This window comes from Curtobacterium sp. 320 (assembly GCF_031455235.1).
Classification (GTDB): Bacteria; Actinomycetota; Actinomycetes; order Actinomycetales; family Microbacteriaceae; genus Curtobacterium.
The window spans coordinates 26,560-42,478 of record NZ_JAVDSI010000012.1 but is presented as its reverse complement, the minus strand read 5'-3'; the positions used below and the strand labels follow the sequence as shown (position 1 = coordinate 42,478).

Below are 15,919 nucleotides of genomic sequence, written 5' to 3'. Positions count from 1 at the left end.
AGTGCGGTCCGCTACGCCTCGCGCTTCTCGCGGGGTACGAGCACCACCGGGAACGTCACGCCGTTGACGTTCGCGTTCTCCCCGAGTGCCTCGCGGTACGCGTCCATCCGGTCGAGGCGGGCCTTCTCGGCGAGGTTGATGATCGGTCCCCACGTCGTCACGCCGTCGGGGTCGGTGACAGGGACGCCGGCGCGGAAGTAGCCGGTGCCGTTGGGGTTGTCCGGGTCGTTGTCCGGGGATGTCGCGACGTCGATCGGGATTCCGTTCGGGTCGAGCGACCGCTCGTACGCCTCCACGCCGCGGATGAGCGCGACTTGGTCGGGTGTCCACTCGGAATCCCGCTCGACGCGGACGGAGACGAGCCGTCCGTCGTCGTCGTAGATGGGAGTGTGGGTCTCGCCCGGCTCCTTGCCACGGAGCCGGGCTGGGGAGACCCCGAGGCGGACGGCTAGGCGGACTTCTTCTCGGAGGCGCGGGTTTCGTCCCGCAGCGCTTTTCCCAGCTCGACCGCCCGCTCGCTCTCGCCCTCGTTGAGGGCGTAGATGGCGTTCGCGATCTTCTCGTTGTCCTTGCCGGACAGCAGGACGAACAGGTCGTCCCACTGCTCTTGCGTGAGCTCGCGCTCTTGGTCGTCTTCGATGAGCACGCCAGAGACGACGGCCGCTGCACGGGTGACGGCGTGGATGTTGTAGCCGAAGATCAGCTTGTCGGGGAGGGAGTCCTCGCGGGGCGGGTTGATGATCGTGAGGTCGTTCCACCCGGTGCCCTCCATGCGGGTGAACTTGAGGTCGACGAGCGTGTCGATGTACTCCGCCTTGACGGCGTCGATCTGCTCCTGCAGGACCGCGATCGGGGACTTCTTCGCCAGCCGACCGTCCTGGGGCCTCTGCTTCTCGGCCTCGAGCTGCGCCTCGAGGTCGACCAGGCGCGTCGAGACGTCCTGGTCGAGGGTGACAGTCACGGTCCGCGTCGGCGGCCCCTGCTCTTCCCGGCTCTGCTTGGCCTTGGCGAGCTTGTCGTTGAAGTCCATGTTCTTCTCCACCGTGTTCGTTCTTAGCCACCGTGAGAGGAAGGGCCCGTGCGGGCGGCACGGTGGAACCGCCCGCACGGGAGTAGGGGGGACCGAGAGGTCAGGCCGCGGCGAGGGTGACGTCGCGCTGGACACGGAACTTCTGGATGAAGAAGCTCTGCGTCTTCGTGAAGACGCCGTTCGCGGCGGGCTGGTCCTTCGCCTTGACACCGCACTGGACGTACCAGAGGTCCCACTTGTCCTCGGCGGAGATGTCCTGGTCGTGCGGGACTGCCCAACGGACTGCGAAGACGATGAACGCGCCCTCGACGAGCAGCGGGTCGGCGACGGTGTCCTCGCCGCCGTAGACGTACTGCGCAGTGAGGGTGTCGGTGATCTTGCCGGGCTTGGTGAAGACGGTCGGGGCGGTGAGCCGGTCGTCGTTCACGGACTCCTGCGTGCGGCCGTCGGCCCAACCGGAGCCGGCGGTGAAGTCGTAGGTCAGATCGAGGAACGTGTTCGCCTCGAGGTCCGACACCTTGAGGTCGGTGAGCTTCTTGCCCGCGGTCAGGACTGACGCGGGTGCGCCGAGGACGGTCAGGTTGCCGTCCGCGAGGACGGAGGTGCTGACGGAAGTGGTGTTGATGCCCATCTCAGCGGGCCTCCTTCGGGGTCTCCACCGTGGTGTTCTCGTCGGCGGTTGCCGGCGAGTCAGGCGTGGACGGGGCTTCGATGACCGGTCCGGTCGTCGGCGGCTCGTCTCGCTTGGTACTGGTGCGCTTCGCGGCCGTCTTCCGGGGCGGCTTCTTCGGAGCGGGGGTCTTCGTTGGAGCGAGGGGGAACGCGTCCGGCAGCGCCTTCTGCGTGCTCGCGTGCACCTCGATGTGCCGGTTGTGGGGACCGATGACGGTGACCATGGGGTCGGACATGACGTCTCCTGACATGCGAAAGCCCCGCGGTCAGGCGGGGCTCGGAAGAGGGGCGGATCGGAAGCTGTACTCCGCCGGCTGGTAGGTCAGCGGCGGCGATGTGTCGTCGTCGATGTCCATTTCGTGGAGGACGTCGCGGCGGATCGGGCCGCACCGGCGACCGACCACGGTCGGTATTGCGCCGCGTCCGCTGGGGCGGAGTGCGGCGTCGATGTGCTCGACGGCCCACGCGCACTCGTCGTGGTCCGCCCCGACTGCCATGACCGACCACTCGAGCCAGCGGACGGCGTGGTCGCCGGTGAGGCGTTCCTGGCTGTCGCTGGTGACGCCGGGACGCACTAGGACGTACGGGGTGGCGGCCTTGTCGGGTGCGCGCATCACGTGGACGATGAGCGCGGGGTCGGCGTGCAGGAGCGCGACGACGGCAGCGGTCTCCGCGCGCGTCACAGCCCGGCCTTCTTCAGAGCGTCATCGATCGCCTTCTCCACGCCGCGGTCGAAGCCGGATTCCTCGTCGCGGAGCGCTCCGGAGCCGTAGCCGCGCGCGCCGAGCGTGGGCGCGCCGTTCTCGACGACCTTCACGAACCGAGCCTGCGACCTGCCACGCTCGGCACCGATCTCGGCGGACCGGGACTGACGCGTGCGCTGCGTGTCGTAGGTGATGGTGCGGGATCCGTGCGGAAGGTGGTTCGCGCCCTCGAGCTTGTCCCTCCACGCGTCCTTGATGTTGCGGGCGGACACCTCGACGGCCTTGTCGAGGAACTCACCAGCGTTGTCGGGGACCGTGCCGAGGTCTCGCGCGAGCTTCGTGAGGTCGTCGGCGCTCACAGTGGCCTCCTACGTTGTGACAGTGACGGGGAACCGGCGTGCGGTCGTGTAGGCGGAGGCGAACGGGCCGACGATTCGTGCCGTCGTGCCGGCGAGCCCCGGATCGGTGGCCGATGAGAGGATCTCGACGTCGTGCCCCTTGGTCACGTCAGTCGAGGTGGCGATGGGCAGTTTCAGCGTTGCGTCCTGGATGACGAGCTGCTGCCCGGATTGCTCGGCGGTGGTTGCCTGTACCTGGGCGGCCTTGAAGGTGCAGGGACCTTCGTAGACGGTCTCGGTGACGGTGATCCGCTTCCCAGTGGCTTCGTCGATGCCGCCGTCGACGCGCCGCGTGACTCTGCAGGTGTCGGTCATGCGGCGCTCTGCGAGGGAGCGGCCGCGCTCGAGGACAGTGCTGCCCATCAGCTTGGGACGATCGTGAACGCGCCGCGGCGACGTCGGGCGGTGGGCCGGAGCTGCTCGACTTCCGCGTCGGAGACGTAGAGCACTCCGGCGGAGACCGCACTGTCGCGGCGGTAGGTGTAGTCGTCGAGCGTCTCGGTGAGGTATCCCTCCGGGTTCCGGAGAACACGGATGACGACCGCGGCGACGATCCGCTTGTAGGCCCGCTGGCCGCGTTCCGTTGTGGGTGCGTCGATGCCGACGGCTGCGGCGGCATCCTGGACGATGTCTTCGGCGTCGTCGATCATCGTGTCGATGACGGCCTGCTCCCCCGAGTCGAGGGCGCGGAAGCGGGACACGATGTCGTTCTCGACGACGTTAGGCCAGGGCATGGCACCTCCCGGGTCGGTGTGTCGAAGTTGTGGGGCGGCGGCCACCTCGACTGAGGTGGCCGCCGCGTTGCCGTCACTCCTGGGTGTCGGCCTTGTGCTTGTCGACGAGCGCGATGATCGCGTTTCGGTCGGCGTCCTCGGGGACCTCGATGTCGAGGCTCTTCGCGTACGCCTGCCACACGGGCAGCCCGGAGCCGCGACCCGAACGAGCGGGCTCGTTCTCGTCGGCTTCGTCGATCTCTTCGTCGTCCTCGAACGAGGGCGCGTCACCGTCCCAGGCGGCCGGGTTGGTGATGCGCTTCTGCGCCCACTCGGGGACCTCGGAGTCCGGGCCGAACACGTGGCTCGCGCCGTGCTCGTCGCGGACGTGGACGTTGCTGAGCAGGCTCACCATCAGACCACCGCCGCGTCGAGCGAGAGGGCGGCGTTGGCGAGGACCGGCAGTGCGATCGCGTCGGAGATGACCTCGGCGATGACCGGGGGCTTCTCGTTGCGGTACACGCCGGTGACGACGCCGGGCTGCTCCGAGGCCTCGATGGCCCACTCGGGTTCCTGCGAGGTCAGCGTCTGACCCCAGAAGGTGTTGCCGAGGGGGTTCGGTGCGTCCGAGTTCGGGTCGGTCGGTGCCGGCAGGAGCAGCAGCTTGTTGTCCGGGAGGACACGCTGCGCGCCGCTGCCGATGTCGACCTTGCGGTCGTACCGGGTGATCGGCGCGAGGCCCGCCGACTCGATCTGCGCGTTGACCTCTTCCACCGTCGCCGGTCGGGACGCGCCGTTGAGCAGCTGCGTCGCGAACTCGTCGCCGGAAGCGAGGAGACGGAACACGCGGTTCGACATGAGCATCGACCCCGGGTCCTCGCCGGTCGCGTCGCGGTAGGTGTCCGACCATGCTTCGAGGTCGGCGAGACGGCTGACCGTCTTGTCCGACCAGACCTGCGCCGCGGTGACGCGGTTGCCGGCGGGACGGCCGAAGTCGTCCTCGGACTTGAAGTTGTCCTGGTCGATCGTCGCCTTGCCCGTGTTGAGCACCACGCCGCGGAGGTACTCGATCGCGTCGGCGACGGCCTGGACAACCACGTCGGTCGTCTTCTGAACCGAGCTGAGGATCTGGTCCTCGGGGGCGTTGCGCAGCCGCAGCTGCTGGTACTCGCCGATCGGGATGTTCTGCCCGAGTGCGGGCAGCTCGAGCGTCACTCGCTTGCCCTTCGGTGCCTTGCCGACCTCGGGCTCCGCGTCGAATGCACGGAACCTCGCGGCCTGCACGAGGCCGGTCTGCCCCATGACGAACCGGACCACGACGTCGGCGACGTTGAGGTTCGGGAGGTACTGGGCGAGCGAGCCCTTGCGCTTCTCGTACTCCTCGAGGGAGGCGCGGGCGTACCCGGTCAGAGTGGCCGGGTCGATGACGTCAGTCCAGAGTGCCACTGGTCATCCCTCCTAGATGTAGACGATGGTCGTCGCGTTCTTCGCGGCCGAGGGGGCGGCGAAGTTCGCGAGGGCGGCGAGGATGGTCTTGACCTTCGCCGTCTTCACGCGGCCGTGGTCGAGGACCGGGGCCGGCAGGTCGGCGGTGCCGCTGACCTTGAAGTCGGTGAAGAGGTGACCGGCGAGGATGCCGGCGTCCGTGGTCGTGCCCGCGGTCGGGTCGTAGGGGACCATGAGGCCCCCAACCTTCGCGAGGGGCATGCCGGACGGGATGTACCCGTCCGGGTAGTGCGTGGCCTTGGTGAAAGCCGAGATGTCGATCGTCTCCGTGCGCGCGTTGCCGATGCCGTGAGCCGAACCGAGCCAGGACTGGTCACCGCCGCCGAAGGTCTCAGAGGTGAGACGGGGCATGTGGGATTCCCTTCTAGGTGGTCTTCTTGTGCTTGTTGTCGAACAGCTCGCGGCCTGCGGCTACCGTGCCGCTGCCCGATCCACCGCCCGCACCCTGACCGGGGATCTTCCCCGAGCCGGCGTTGAGCTTGACGATCCGGTCGGCCTGCTTCTCGAGGTCTTCCTTCGTCGTGGCAGTGAGCAGGATGAGGTCGTCCTTCGCGATGCCCTTGTCGAGCGCGACCTGGCTGCGGACGAGCTCGACCCGGGTGGTCTCGAGCTCGGTCTGCGTCTCGTTCGCGGTCTTCTCGGCTGCGGTCACCCGCTCCTCGAACTGGCTGAGCCGCTGCGTGACGTCGTCGTTCTGGCCGGAGCCAGCACCGCCCGCCGCCTGCGCCGCGTCGTACTTCGAGGCCTTGTCCTTGAGCACGTCGAAGTCCTTGAACTTGTCGCGCTCTCGTCCGAGTCGGTCGCCGATGATGCGGTCGAGCTCTTCCTGCGTCGCCGGCGGCGTGTAGGTGTTGTTCGCACCCTCGTCACCGGTGCCGCCCGCGTCGGCGAAGCGGATCCCCATGAGTTCGAGTCGGCTGAGCTTGCGCGGGCCGAAGCACGGGGAGGTCGTGATCTGTTCGATTCCAGACATGGGGTCTGTACCCTTTCGTTCCGTAGGCCCGTCGGCATGACCGCGCATGCGCTGCGCGTGGGCGCTTCCACCGGAGACGGTGGGAAGTCAGTTGATGTACGCGTACTGCTTGAGGAGCCGGCGCAGCTTGTCGCCGTCGCCGCCGGCCATCTGCACGAGCGTCTCGGGCATGAGGCGAAGGCTGGTGGTGCGCCGGTATCGGTCGCCAGCGGCCTTCGTCATCTCTTGCTGACGTCGGTACTGCGCGCGTCCGTACGCCCCGCGGATCGTGGTGCCTTCGCTGGTCGCGTAGACCTTGATCCGGTTGCCGTCCGCGTCGTACCCGAGCGGCGCGCGGAGGCCGGAGCGGGCCTCGGTGAGTCCCCCGGGCCCGACCGCGTTCCGTCGGGCGTTCACGACGTTCTGGATGTCCGCGCCGTGCCGGATCGCTTCCGCGCCGGCGTTCGTGAAGACGCGGTCCTGCTCCGACAGACTGAGCGACTCGAAGTAGTCGTCAGCGGACCGGAAGAACCCGCCGGGTACCGGTGAGTCCCACTCCGGAAGCGGGCAGGCGGTGCAGTGGCAGTTCGGGTGCCGGTCGAACGCCTTCTCAGCGGAGGCGGTTCCGGCGAGAATCGCGCATCTCGAGCATGCTCCGGGCGAGATCACTCGGACGTACCGAGTGATCTGCTTCCCGATCATCGAGACACGGTCCGACTGGCGGCCGGCGTCAGCGATCGCGGACTGCACGATCGTGGCGAGGAACGATGCGCCCGCTTCGAATGCCCGTGGCGCGGCGAGCCCGCGCCCGACCAGAGCCTTCGTGGTCGTCACGGCCCCGTACATCGCTGGCCCGATCTCGCGGCCGTCGATCATGACTCCGGTGAACGCGTCCGGGTTGACGGTCGCGCTGCCGGCGTCGCCGCCCTGCGCTGCTACCGCGTCGGTGACGAAGGCGTCGGACTGCGCTGCTGCGACGCGCTGCGCTTCCGACACCTGATCGACGAGGACCGGGGCGATGACACCCCAGGACGCCTCGAGGTAGTCCAAGTCCGCCGTACGCCACGACGCGGCAGCGCGCTCCACCGCCGCGGCGGCGATGAGAATCCGACTGCGCTGGTGCCGGCGGGCGAGGTCAAACGGCGACGCCACTGTCCACTCCTGCCGCCGCACGCTCGGCATCCGCCGCCGCTCTCACTCCCGCGGCGAGAGTCGAGTCGTCCGCCGCAGCGTCCGCGTCGCGCATCCGATCGCGCTGTCCCTGCGTGTAGCCGAGGTCTTCGCGTGCCTGGTCGACGGTGATGATCGACCGGCCGGACGAGTCCTTGGCTTGGACGAGCTTCACCGTGCCGTCTGCCTTCTGCGCGAACGTCGGCGTCGCCGGGTCGCTCCACATCGTCTCGATCTGGCGCGCCTTCTCGTCCGCCGGCTTGCCCTGCGTCAGCAGGACCAGGCGCTGCACCCGCTCCCACCGCGTCGACAGGACGGACTGCTTCCGCTCGGCCCGCTTCACCAGCTGCGACTCCGAGGACCGGATCGCATCGGCGGACGCCGGGTTGTCGCCGACGAACGGCAGGTAGTGCGCCGGCAAGCCGAGCTGCATGAACGCGAACTGCACCAGCAGCTTCGCGGTCGCGTGGAAGTTGTCCAGGCTCGCCTCGGCGAACTGCCCGAACTTCGCGTCCTTGTTCTCGACACCCCAGAGTCGACCGGCGATGAGCGAGAACGTATCGAGCGGCTTGCCGGCCTCGTCGACGAAGTCGGTCTCCGTGAGGCCGGTCGCCCAGCGGCGCGGCATCGCGTGGAACTCGCCCGACACGAGCATGTCGGTGAGGTTCTTGTTGAGCGCCTCGGTGGGGCCGATGAGGTCGTGGAACACCGAACGGCCGAGCCGCTGGTCGGACCGTCCCGGCACGCGCCGGCCGAGGATGCGCGGGTCGTTGATCAGCGGGACGAGTCGGGGCAGGTCGAAGGTGTTCTCCTCGGTCTTGCCGTCGACGGTCCAGCCGGTCGCCTTCGGCTTCTTCACCCAGGTGGTGCGCCCGGTCGGGTAGAAGAGGTTCACCCAGCGGGCTCCGTCTTCGTCGGTCCACTGGTTGACGCCGTATCGCACGTTGTGTGTGCGGGGGTCGTCCTCGTGGATCGCATCGAATGCGGACTGTGCGGTGATCAGCGGCACGTCGTCGTCGCCTTCGCCGACGAGGACGTATGAGCGGCTGATGGCGAGGCTGTCTCGGTGCGCCTGCTGCGAGAGCATGTCGCCGTCGTTGTGCTGCCAGACGTCCCAGAGGTCCTTGTCGCCGTCGTCCTTGCCGGGGAACCGGAACCCCATGATGTCGAGACGGTTCTCGTAGACGTCGGTCGTGTACCGCGGCAGGTTGATGACGAGGTCGACCAGTCGTGTGCCGATCTGCTCTCGGACCTCCGGCGCGAGGTACTTGAGACCCTGCTCGCCCTCGAAGTAGTCGTCGTACCGGGTCAGGAAGCGGCGCTCCTGGCTCAGCCGGCGAAGGAGGCGATCGCGGACTGCTTCGGCGTTCTCGATCACGCGTCGCCTCCTTCTGCTACCGCCAGACGCGGACTTTGGACTTCGTGGGGGGTTTCCAGCCGGCGGTGATGGCGTCGGCGCGTGCTTCGTACGCGAGGGCGGCTCCGACGACGGAGTCGATCTTGCGTTCGCTGTTCGGGTTCTCCTTGCCGACCAGACGGTGCGGGCCGCGCTTCTTCACGTAGGCGTTCCGGAAGTGCTCCATGAACACGGGGTCGCCCGAGTGCCACGCCTGCCCCGTCTTGAGGTCGACGTGGAGTCGGTCGAGCGCCGCGGCCATCGGCACGTAGCGGCTCGTCGCCCATGGGATGACGGTCTCCCCGAACTCCTGCTCGAGGTCGTCGATGTCGGTCCGCCACTCGTGCGGGTCCGCGTACAGGCGAGAGACCGTGTAGGCCTTGAACGTCTGCCGGATCGTCTCGAGCACCTCGGACCGAGGCACTTCCCACCACATGCCGGCGGGCCCAGCGGGCTTCGCCCAGATGCCGATCGGGAAGAGGAAGCCGTCGGACATCCGGCAGCCGATGAGGACCGTGGAGTCGTCGTTGAGGCTGCCGTCGAAGCCGAGCGCGATCGACTCCTTGGGCGCGAGCTCCGTGTCAGGCCGTTCCCGGGTGTCCTTGCCCTCGCCTGGCTGCGTGGCGTCCTGCTTCTCGACGATCGCAGCGGGGATCCACGCATCCGACGACGACAGCGGCCGGTTGAGGTAGTACCGGGCTGCGGTCTCCTCGTCCGGGCACTTGCGCGGGTCGTTCATGTCCCGCCACTTGCGGTCCATGTCCTGCCACGGCACCGACGCGCCGTACACGTAGTTCAACTGCTTGATCGTGTGCTCGTAGTTGGCGATGTCGATCTTGCCCTTGGCCTCCCGGTGGTCCACGTGGACCCGGTTCGAGAGCTCCTTCTTCCGCCAGGCCGTCAGCGTGTCCTCGAAGACACTCATCTCACCCGGCCGGTACGCCGTCGACGTCTGCAGCAGCCACGGCTCGGCCTGCTTGCGCTTGGAGAGGTTCCGAGACATCGTCTCGAACATCCGCTTGAGCTCCTTGAGCACGTAGAGGTGCGTCTCGTCAGCAACAGCGAACGTCTCCTTGCCACCGTCCTTCGACGCAGCACCCGACGTGACCGCAGCGATGTACCCGCCGTCCGGCAGGTAGATCGTGGTCGCGGCATGCACCTGCCGGATCCCGCCCGAGCCGGCGTACACCTCGGGCATGTTTTCCATGCCCCAGTTCACGATGTACGCGGCGTTCTCGAACGTGTTGCCGGCCTGCGACTCCTCGGTCGCCATGCACTTGATGATCGGCGACGTCACGCGCCGACCGACCGGCTGCCCGGCCTCGTCCCAGTGGTCGAAGCGGCACTCGCCGTAGGCCTCCCACACGACAACGAAGCCGGCGATCTCTGACTTCGCGCGGCCCTTGGGGCGAGAGAGGACGCCCTCGTCGTACGCGCGGCGACCCGTCTCCGGGTCGAGGCGGTACATCTCGATGAGGAAGTCGGCCATCTCGTCGTCGACTTCGACGGGGGTGCCCTCGATGTCGCCGGGGCCGTGCACCATGTACTGCTCGATGAAGTCGATCGCCGCGTAGCCGAGGGAGCAGACCTGACCCTCGAACAGCGGCGCAAACATCAGCTACCTGCCGACCGCGCCCGATGACGTTCGAGGCTGGACACTCGAGCGGGCCCGGTGGGCGTGCTCGCGCCACTCGACTGGTACGCGCCTCGCGCTCCGCCGCGGGCCTGCGGGCGCTTGCCGCTCTCGCTGTCCGGCAGCCGGAGGGAAGCGATGAGCTGCTTCATCAGGTTCGCCGTCGCGTTCGCAGCCGACAGCGCCTGGTCGATCCGGAGCTCGTAGTCCTCGGTCCGCGTGTTGTGGGTGAGCTTCGCCCAGGTGTCGACCTCGCCGCGGAGCAGCTGGTCGAGCTTGTCGAGGCGGTCCTTCGCACGGCACGCCTCGGTGAGGGTGACCTGCTGCGTGACGTCGAGCGTGTGCTCGCTCGTCACGGAGGTCCACAGCTTGCGCCCACCGGTGCCGAGGCCGGCCGGTGCGGACTGTCGCTTGGGAGCATCGGGCATGCTCATCAGCCCCCCTCTGGGCAACATTTCAGGTCTGTGAACTGCGAGACACCTCCCCGGCGGTCCCGAAGACGGGGCACCGGGGGCTCCCTCCCCACCCCATATATCGATATGTTGGGGCCGAAAGTCAGTTGGAGGCGCTTCTACCGTGCGTTCCACGGTTGCAGCGGACGTGTTCAGGGCCGCGGTAGCGGCGTCGGTCTTGGTCGTCATGGCCGAGGTCCCAGGGCTGTCCGGCCTTGATCGGCTCACCGCATCGCCAGCACTTGACGGTGCCGGAGTCGACCTTCGGTGCCCACTCGCGCCTCAGCCGGTCATGCGCGGCGTCGTAGCCTCGCTGCTGCCGTGTGCCGCGTGCCTGGTCCCTCTGCCTGGCGTGTGTCGGGCATCGGCCGGTGGTGGGGATGATCGCTGGGCAACCAGGCTCGCTACAGACTCGAGCCATGCGTCCTCGCGTTGCCCGCGAGGAGGAGCCGGTCACGCTCAGCGGTGACCTCGGCGAGCTGGACGTGCAGCGCTTCCATCTCGGCGTCGTACGTGCCACCGGCGAGGATGCGGTTGATGGTGCCGATCTGGTTGCGGATGCGTGCCTCGTACCGTTCACCGACCTCGGCCACGCGCTTGAGATGTTCTTCCTGTCGCACGTCAGTCCTCTTCGTGGTTGGGGCGGAAGCCAGAACGGATCGGCGGGTGATACTGCACGCGTGCGGACTGCATGCCGACGCGTCCATCCGGATCGGAAGGTGGCGTGTAGAAGCCCATGCGGTGCAGCCGTTCGTCGCCGCCGTACGTTGCCTCGATCGCCGTGTCGTTGTCGCGGTGCTCGAACTGCTCCTCGCCGTCGTCATGATGGCGGTTGCGTGTGATGCTGAGGCTGAGCGCGTGGCGGATCTTCACGGCGCTGAACGCAGACGATCAGCGGCCTCGTAGACGGTGGTCCGTCCGTCGAGGCTGCGCAGCTTGCGGGTGCCGCCCCGAAGACCGACGACCTGCCACGCCTGCTCGCGGTGCAGGGCGGTGGAGCCAACGGGGAAGCGTGCGCTCACGGTCAGCTCCTGTCTTCGATGACGTCGGCCATCACCTCGTTGATCTCGGCGACAGTCTCGGGTGGCGGTGTCGGGCGGGGCACGTTCGATCGCGTGCTGTGTGCGCTGAGGTCTGGGTCGTCCACGCTGACGCTCCTGGTGGGTGAGCCCCGCGTCGCCCTCGACCCGAACGAGTGCGACGCGGGAGTGTGTTCCTCGTGCTCGCGCCGCGTGCGGTGGTTCGCTGTGCGGCCGGTGCTGCCCCGCCGTGACAGGGCGGGGACGGCGGCAGGTGCGGGCAAGGTGCGTGTCGGCGGGCACGGGGAAGTGTGACGTCCGCTGACGGAGACGACCCGGTCACTGTCCGGCCGGACGCAGTGACGCGTCCTGTCGCCCATCCGGGCTGGCCTGATTGTCGCGGGCGGCGCTTGCTGCCTCGCTCGGCCTCCGGGTCGCTCTTGGCGTGATCTCCGGATACGACAAATGCCCGCCGGTTTCCCGGGCGGGCATGCGATGTCACGGACACACTAACCGACGAATGAACAGGCGCACAACTACGCGGGTCCGGCGTGTCGGTGGCTGGGGTGATGATGGCCGCATGACGAACGACGAGCGGCAGATCCTCGCCTTCGAGGAAGCACACCCGCGGAACGATCGCCGCAAGGAGGGCGCGATCCGGACCGAGCTGTCGATGTCGTGGGTGCGGTACCAGCAGCGTCTCCTCGGCCTCGTGCGCCGTGAGGATGTCGTCGCCGAGTACGCGCAGGTCGCGCACCGCGTGGAGCGGGCGACGACAGCGGGAGTCACCCGCCGCGCCGCCCGCCAGCTCTAGGCCGTCACCTCCCCCGCGGGCGCTGGCTCCGCGCCGACCGGCCGCCGCATGTTCGTCGCCAGGCGCTGCACCTGCTTCCCTCGCCAGATGTCCCGCAGGTCGCCGGCGCGGACGTACACCGTCCCGTCCGTCGTCTGCGTTGCCAGCCCGTCCTCGCGGATGTACCGGTTCAAGGTCTGAGACGTGAGGCGCATCTGGTCAAGCGCCTGCTTCTTCGTCCACCACTCGGCAGGCTCGGGTGCCTCCTCGATCCGGATGTCGGTGACGAGCGACCGGACGCCTCGGTCCTTGAGCAGTGCCTTCGCGTCGCCCTCGAAGGCGCAGTAGCTGCACACCAGGGCGATGTCGGACACCTGGTCACCGCGGCGCTCGATCGTCATGGTCTCCGTCGCGCAGACGGGGCACGGCCGGGGCAGCGTCGGCCGTGCTCTCGGGGCGCGCATCGGGAACCGTGCCCGCAGCTGACCGAGGAAGTCGTCGACCGCAGCGAAGTAGACGCCAGCGTCCGGCTGCCGGCGGATCGCGTCGTGGTGCAGCAGCAGCCACGTCGTGAGCGTCTGCGTGAGGCCCCACGCGCCGAGCGGCGTGACCGTGGACCGGAAGCCTTGGGGGCCATCGTCGGTCGCCCACGCGTACGTGGCGGCGACGGGAGGCTGGATCTGCAGGACCGGTGCCCAGTAGTGGACCCAGTTCAGCAGGTGCGCGTACACCCGGTCGGACGCCTCGAGCGGGTCCACCCGGATCGGCAGCGGTGCCTCGGCGCTTGATGCTCGGGGCTGACCGTCGGACGGCTGGGCGCTGCCCGGCGCGACCTGCCCGCGGACGTGGGCGACGAGGTCCGCGGCGTTGACGAGCTTCGCCCGGGCGTAGGACGCGGAGACCGCCAGGCCGATCGCGGCGTCGTCGGTGGTGTCGGTGTCGTGGGAGACGTCAGTGCTCAAGGGTGCTCCTTCGAGGTCTGCGGCGAGCGCTGTGGCTGTTCGGTGGTGGTCATGCGTTGAGGCGGGAACACTCGTCGCAGTGGCAGTCGTCGTCCGCGTCGGAGTGGATCCAGTCGACAGAGGCGACGGAGAGGACCCCTGAGCCGTACGGGTCGAGGGCGATCTGCACGAAGTGGTCTCCGGTGCAAAGCACGGTGTCCATGTCGTGTCCACGCCCGGGGCGCGCTTCGTCCCGGTACCTGGTGAGCCACCACGGGTGAGATTCGGTCCAGCCTGGAATGGCTTCGACGCCGTGCTGGTCGCGTGCGCGGTTGACCATCTCGACGAGGGCGGCGCGCTGCTTCGGTGTCGGCTGAGGACGGGCATGTTCGGTCATGGGTCTCTCCTGGTCCGGGAACGACGACGGCGAACGCTCCGCTGCCGGAGCGCTCGCCGTGATGGTGATGGCTGGTTGTTGGGGCACAGCTCGGGGAGCTCCTTGCACTGCGTTACGCAGCGCTCCCCGGGCTGGTGGAGGGGTTCGAGCATCAGGGGTAGCGCTCCGGGAAGAGCTGGCGCATCGCGCCGTCGATGTCGACGCTGTCGTGTCGGCGCTGCGCCGGATCGGGTGTGCAGTACGGGCACATGTCGGCGGCGTGGTGGTTGTCGAGCTCCCGCGCGTGGATCGCGGCGACGGCGTCGGCCAGTTCCTGCGCCAGGTCCCCGTGTCCGTCTGTGACGAGCTGCGCCTGGGCGGTGCGGACGGTGGCGATGATCTCTTCGGGCAGCCTCACGACTTCACTCCGAGCAGCGCGCCCAGTACCCGCTCGAACTCGCGCGCGTCGCCGCTGCGTCGGTAGTCGATGTGGGCGGCGCGGACCTTCTGCAGCGTCTCGATGTCGCGGTACACACCGACCAGCGAGCGACCCGCCATCTCAAGCCACTCCGCACGGCGATACACGCGGACCGCCGCCTCGACCTCTTCGACGGTGAGGCCGGCCTTCGCTGCCGCGATGCCGAGGTCCTCGACCGTCTTCGGGTCCCCGTACAGCCGCAGCCGGACATCCCGGGCCGTGCTATCCGCGAGAGCAGCGAACGACGCGCACAGGTCGCGCCACCACCGGCGCAAGGTCTGCCGCGCGGTCATCGCTGCACCCCCTGGTGCTCGATCAGGGCGCGGCACCACTTCTGCGCGACCGCGGCCACCTGGATCAGCTCGTCGAAGAGCTTCTCTGGGTCGTCCTCCGCGTGCGCCTCGAGGTACTCCTCGTTGAGGATGTCCGCGTAAGTGACGCGGCCGAGGTGCATGGCGTTGTCGGTGTGCTCCTTCGCCCAGGACTGCATCTCCACGGCCGTCGAGTAGATGTCGCCCTCGAGGATCGGTTGCAGGAACGCGAGCGGGAGACTGTCCGGGCCGGTGCCGTTCGGCAGATCCCTGGGGTCGCCCCACTTCACGTCCTGTCGGATCCGCTCGTCGAGGACGAGGCGGCTGATGTGGGCGTCGATGCTGGTGACGGTCATCGGATCACCCCGCGGTCCTTGAGCTCCTCCAGGAAGAGCTGCGCCTCGCGCACCTGCGAGACCGGCTCTCCCCCGAGTCCGCCGTGCCCGAAGATGAGCTTCGTCCGGAACACCCGAGAGATCTCGCGCACGAGCTCGCTCTCGTCGACGATGCGGACACGGCCGGCCGCAAGCGCTTCGGACAGTTCGAGGACGCGTTCACCGATGGCGGCCTGCACGTCGGCGGTCTGTTGTGCGGCGCGGCCGAGATCGGTGTCGTCGCCGGCGACAGCGCCGAAGGTCTGCTCGGCGACTGCTGTGGCTTGCATGGTGGGGATGAGTGCCAGCGCTACCCGCTGGTCGGTGGTCAGTTCGGCCATGTCGTGTTCCTCCTCGGGGAACGAAGGACGGCGAGCACCCCTGGTCGGGGTGCTCGCCGTGTGGGGTCGGTGATGGATAGGGTCCAGGCGTGCATGACTGGTACGACTGGTTGAAGGACATCGGGTTGCCGACGCTGACTGGTGTCGGGTCCGTGGTTGTCGGTGCTGTCGCGATCGTCGTCGCACGGCAGTCCCACAAGCTCGCGGTTCAGGTGCGCTTGGACGAAAGCAAGCGCGACAGGGGTGCTGCCCGAGAGCGGTACCGGGACCAGCTGTTCCGGACCGTGGAGCCCACGGTGACGGCGATGCTCGACCATCGTGCCGAGATGCTTTCTTCTCGAAGGGTGGGTACCGCCGACGAGCGCAACCTGCTGTCCAACGCGATCGCAAGACTCAGGCTGGTGCTGGCCGTTGTCAGCGAGCACGACCGCCCCGTGATCGACGCCGTCGTCCGTTGCTACCGCAAGGCAAGCGATCACACGGACTGGCGCATCGGTGCTGCAGTCGCAGGCGGACTCTCTGTTGTGCTGCCGTCACTTCTCACCGACGATCACGACGTCGCCAGGCTCGTCGCCGATGCCGAGAAGCTGATGCCCGAGGCGATCGCCGCGGCCGAAGAGGCCGACAAGTACGACGACGCTGACGACTACTGACGAGCGA

Annotated in this window: 28 protein-coding genes; 2 read left to right on the top strand and 26 right to left on the bottom strand. The window is 68.3% G+C overall.

Annotation, left to right across the window (positions count from 1 at the left end; all coding sequences use genetic code 11):
• Positions 1-11: 11 nt before the first annotated feature.
• The 20 genes from J2X60_RS15030 to J2X60_RS14935 all read right to left on the bottom strand — a co-directional run bounded on the left by J2X60_RS15030 (position 12) and on the right by J2X60_RS14935 (position 11,773).
• Positions 12-296: a hypothetical protein gene (locus J2X60_RS15030; RefSeq protein WP_309888594.1), complete on the bottom strand. Its 285-nt coding sequence runs from the start codon at positions 294-296 to the stop codon at positions 12-14.
• 152 nt (positions 297-448) lie between these two features.
• Positions 449-1,042, bottom strand: a complete 594-nt coding sequence (locus J2X60_RS15025) for a hypothetical protein (RefSeq protein WP_309888591.1) — start codon at positions 1,040-1,042, stop codon at positions 449-451.
• An 88-nt stretch (positions 1,043-1,130) separates the two neighbouring features.
• Positions 1,131-1,661, bottom strand: coding sequence for a hypothetical protein (locus tag J2X60_RS15020; protein WP_309888589.1), 531 nt, complete (start codon positions 1,659-1,661; stop codon positions 1,131-1,133).
• Between the two features lies 1 nt (position 1,662).
• Positions 1,663-1,938, bottom strand: a complete 276-nt coding sequence (locus tag J2X60_RS15015) for a hypothetical protein (RefSeq protein ID WP_309888587.1) — start codon at positions 1,936-1,938, stop codon at positions 1,663-1,665.
• 30 nt (positions 1,939-1,968) lie between these two features.
• A complete protein-coding gene (locus J2X60_RS15010) occupies positions 1,969-2,385 on the bottom strand; it encodes a hypothetical protein (RefSeq protein WP_309888585.1) in 417 nt (138 codons plus the stop codon).
• On the bottom strand, positions 2,382-2,765 hold the full coding sequence (locus tag J2X60_RS15005) for a hypothetical protein (protein WP_309888583.1): 384 nt from the start codon (positions 2,763-2,765) through the stop codon (positions 2,382-2,384). The genes J2X60_RS15010 and J2X60_RS15005 overlap by 4 nt, the downstream gene beginning before the upstream one ends.
• Before the next feature lie 9 nt (positions 2,766-2,774).
• Positions 2,775-3,167, bottom strand: coding sequence for a DUF6093 family protein (locus tag J2X60_RS15000; protein ID WP_309888581.1), 393 nt, complete (start codon positions 3,165-3,167; stop codon positions 2,775-2,777).
• A complete protein-coding gene (locus J2X60_RS14995; RefSeq protein ID WP_309888579.1) occupies positions 3,167-3,538 on the bottom strand; it encodes a Gp19/Gp15/Gp42 family protein in 372 nt (123 codons plus the stop codon). The genes J2X60_RS15000 and J2X60_RS14995 overlap by 1 nt, the downstream gene beginning before the upstream one ends.
• A 73-nt stretch (positions 3,539-3,611) precedes the next feature.
• Complete coding sequence (locus J2X60_RS14990; protein WP_309888576.1) at positions 3,612-3,932, bottom strand: hypothetical protein; 321 nt, start codon at positions 3,930-3,932, stop codon at positions 3,612-3,614.
• Complete coding sequence (locus J2X60_RS14985) at positions 3,932-4,963, bottom strand: major capsid protein (RefSeq protein WP_309888574.1); 1,032 nt, start codon at positions 4,961-4,963, stop codon at positions 3,932-3,934. The genes J2X60_RS14990 and J2X60_RS14985 overlap by 1 nt, the downstream gene beginning before the upstream one ends.
• A 12-nt stretch (positions 4,964-4,975) precedes the next feature.
• Entirely contained in the window at positions 4,976-5,374 is a 399-nt protein-coding gene (locus J2X60_RS14980; protein WP_309888573.1) for a head decoration protein, read from the bottom strand.
• Between the two features lie 13 nt (positions 5,375-5,387).
• On the bottom strand, positions 5,388-5,996 hold the full coding sequence (locus J2X60_RS14975; protein WP_309888571.1) for a hypothetical protein: 609 nt from the start codon (positions 5,994-5,996) through the stop codon (positions 5,388-5,390).
• A gap of 87 nt (positions 5,997-6,083) precedes the next feature.
• Positions 6,084-7,127, bottom strand: coding sequence for a hypothetical protein (locus J2X60_RS14970; RefSeq protein WP_309888569.1), 1,044 nt, complete (start codon positions 7,125-7,127; stop codon positions 6,084-6,086).
• A complete protein-coding gene (locus J2X60_RS14965) occupies positions 7,111-8,523 on the bottom strand; it encodes a phage portal protein (RefSeq protein ID WP_309888567.1) in 1,413 nt (470 codons plus the stop codon). Before J2X60_RS14965 ends, J2X60_RS14970 begins: the two co-directional genes overlap by 17 nt.
• A 16-nt stretch (positions 8,524-8,539) precedes the next feature.
• Positions 8,540-10,156, bottom strand: coding sequence for a terminase large subunit domain-containing protein (locus J2X60_RS14960; protein ID WP_309888565.1), 1,617 nt, complete (start codon positions 10,154-10,156; stop codon positions 8,540-8,542).
• Positions 10,156-10,608, bottom strand: a complete 453-nt coding sequence (locus J2X60_RS14955; RefSeq protein WP_309888563.1) for a hypothetical protein — start codon at positions 10,606-10,608, stop codon at positions 10,156-10,158. The genes J2X60_RS14960 and J2X60_RS14955 overlap by 1 nt, the downstream gene beginning before the upstream one ends.
• Positions 10,609-11,030: 422 nt before the next feature.
• Positions 11,031-11,246, bottom strand: a complete 216-nt coding sequence (locus tag J2X60_RS14950; RefSeq protein ID WP_309888561.1) for a hypothetical protein — start codon at positions 11,244-11,246, stop codon at positions 11,031-11,033.
• 1 nt (position 11,247) lies between these two features.
• Positions 11,248-11,499 carry a hypothetical protein gene (locus J2X60_RS14945; protein ID WP_309888559.1) on the bottom strand — a complete coding sequence of 84 codons (252 nt, stop codon included), beginning with the start codon at positions 11,497-11,499 and terminating at the stop codon, positions 11,248-11,250.
• Positions 11,496-11,648, bottom strand: coding sequence for a hypothetical protein (locus J2X60_RS14940; protein WP_309888558.1), 153 nt, complete (start codon positions 11,646-11,648; stop codon positions 11,496-11,498). Before J2X60_RS14940 ends, J2X60_RS14945 begins: the two co-directional genes overlap by 4 nt.
• Before the next feature lie 2 nt (positions 11,649-11,650).
• Positions 11,651-11,773 carry a hypothetical protein gene (locus J2X60_RS14935; RefSeq protein WP_309888556.1) on the bottom strand — a complete coding sequence of 41 codons (123 nt, stop codon included), beginning with the start codon at positions 11,771-11,773 and terminating at the stop codon, positions 11,651-11,653.
• 452 nt (positions 11,774-12,225) lie between these two features.
• On the opposite strand from J2X60_RS14935, the gene J2X60_RS14930 reads away from it, so the two are divergent.
• On the top strand, positions 12,226-12,459 hold the full coding sequence (locus J2X60_RS14930) for a DUF3263 domain-containing protein (protein ID WP_309888554.1): 234 nt from the start codon (positions 12,226-12,228) through the stop codon (positions 12,457-12,459).
• On the opposite strand, the gene J2X60_RS14925 is transcribed toward J2X60_RS14930, so the two are convergent.
• From J2X60_RS14925 to J2X60_RS14900, 6 genes are all read right to left on the bottom strand, one after another.
• Positions 12,456-13,400: a hypothetical protein gene (locus J2X60_RS14925; protein WP_309888552.1), complete on the bottom strand. Its 945-nt coding sequence runs from the start codon at positions 13,398-13,400 to the stop codon at positions 12,456-12,458. The two genes, J2X60_RS14930 and J2X60_RS14925, sit on opposite strands and share 4 nt — an antisense overlap.
• Positions 13,401-13,449: 49 nt before the next feature.
• Complete coding sequence (locus J2X60_RS14920; RefSeq protein WP_309888550.1) at positions 13,450-13,776, bottom strand: hypothetical protein; 327 nt, start codon at positions 13,774-13,776, stop codon at positions 13,450-13,452.
• 151 nt (positions 13,777-13,927) lie between these two features.
• Positions 13,928-14,173, bottom strand: a complete 246-nt coding sequence (locus tag J2X60_RS14915; RefSeq protein ID WP_309888549.1) for a hypothetical protein — start codon at positions 14,171-14,173, stop codon at positions 13,928-13,930.
• On the bottom strand, positions 14,170-14,526 hold the full coding sequence (locus tag J2X60_RS14910) for a hypothetical protein (RefSeq protein ID WP_309888548.1): 357 nt from the start codon (positions 14,524-14,526) through the stop codon (positions 14,170-14,172). The genes J2X60_RS14915 and J2X60_RS14910 overlap by 4 nt, the downstream gene beginning before the upstream one ends.
• Positions 14,523-14,900 carry a hypothetical protein gene (locus tag J2X60_RS14905; RefSeq protein ID WP_309888547.1) on the bottom strand — a complete coding sequence of 126 codons (378 nt, stop codon included), beginning with the start codon at positions 14,898-14,900 and terminating at the stop codon, positions 14,523-14,525. The genes J2X60_RS14910 and J2X60_RS14905 overlap by 4 nt, the downstream gene beginning before the upstream one ends.
• Positions 14,897-15,259 (bottom strand): hypothetical protein, encoded by a 363-nt coding sequence (locus J2X60_RS14900; protein ID WP_309888546.1) that lies wholly within the window; start codon positions 15,257-15,259, stop codon positions 14,897-14,899. The genes J2X60_RS14905 and J2X60_RS14900 overlap by 4 nt, the downstream gene beginning before the upstream one ends.
• Positions 15,260-15,348: 89 nt before the next feature.
• On the opposite strand from J2X60_RS14900, the gene J2X60_RS14895 reads away from it, so the two are divergent.
• Positions 15,349-15,912 (top strand): hypothetical protein, encoded by a 564-nt coding sequence (locus tag J2X60_RS14895; protein WP_309888545.1) that lies wholly within the window; start codon positions 15,349-15,351, stop codon positions 15,910-15,912.
• Positions 15,913-15,919: the final 7 nt, after the last annotated feature.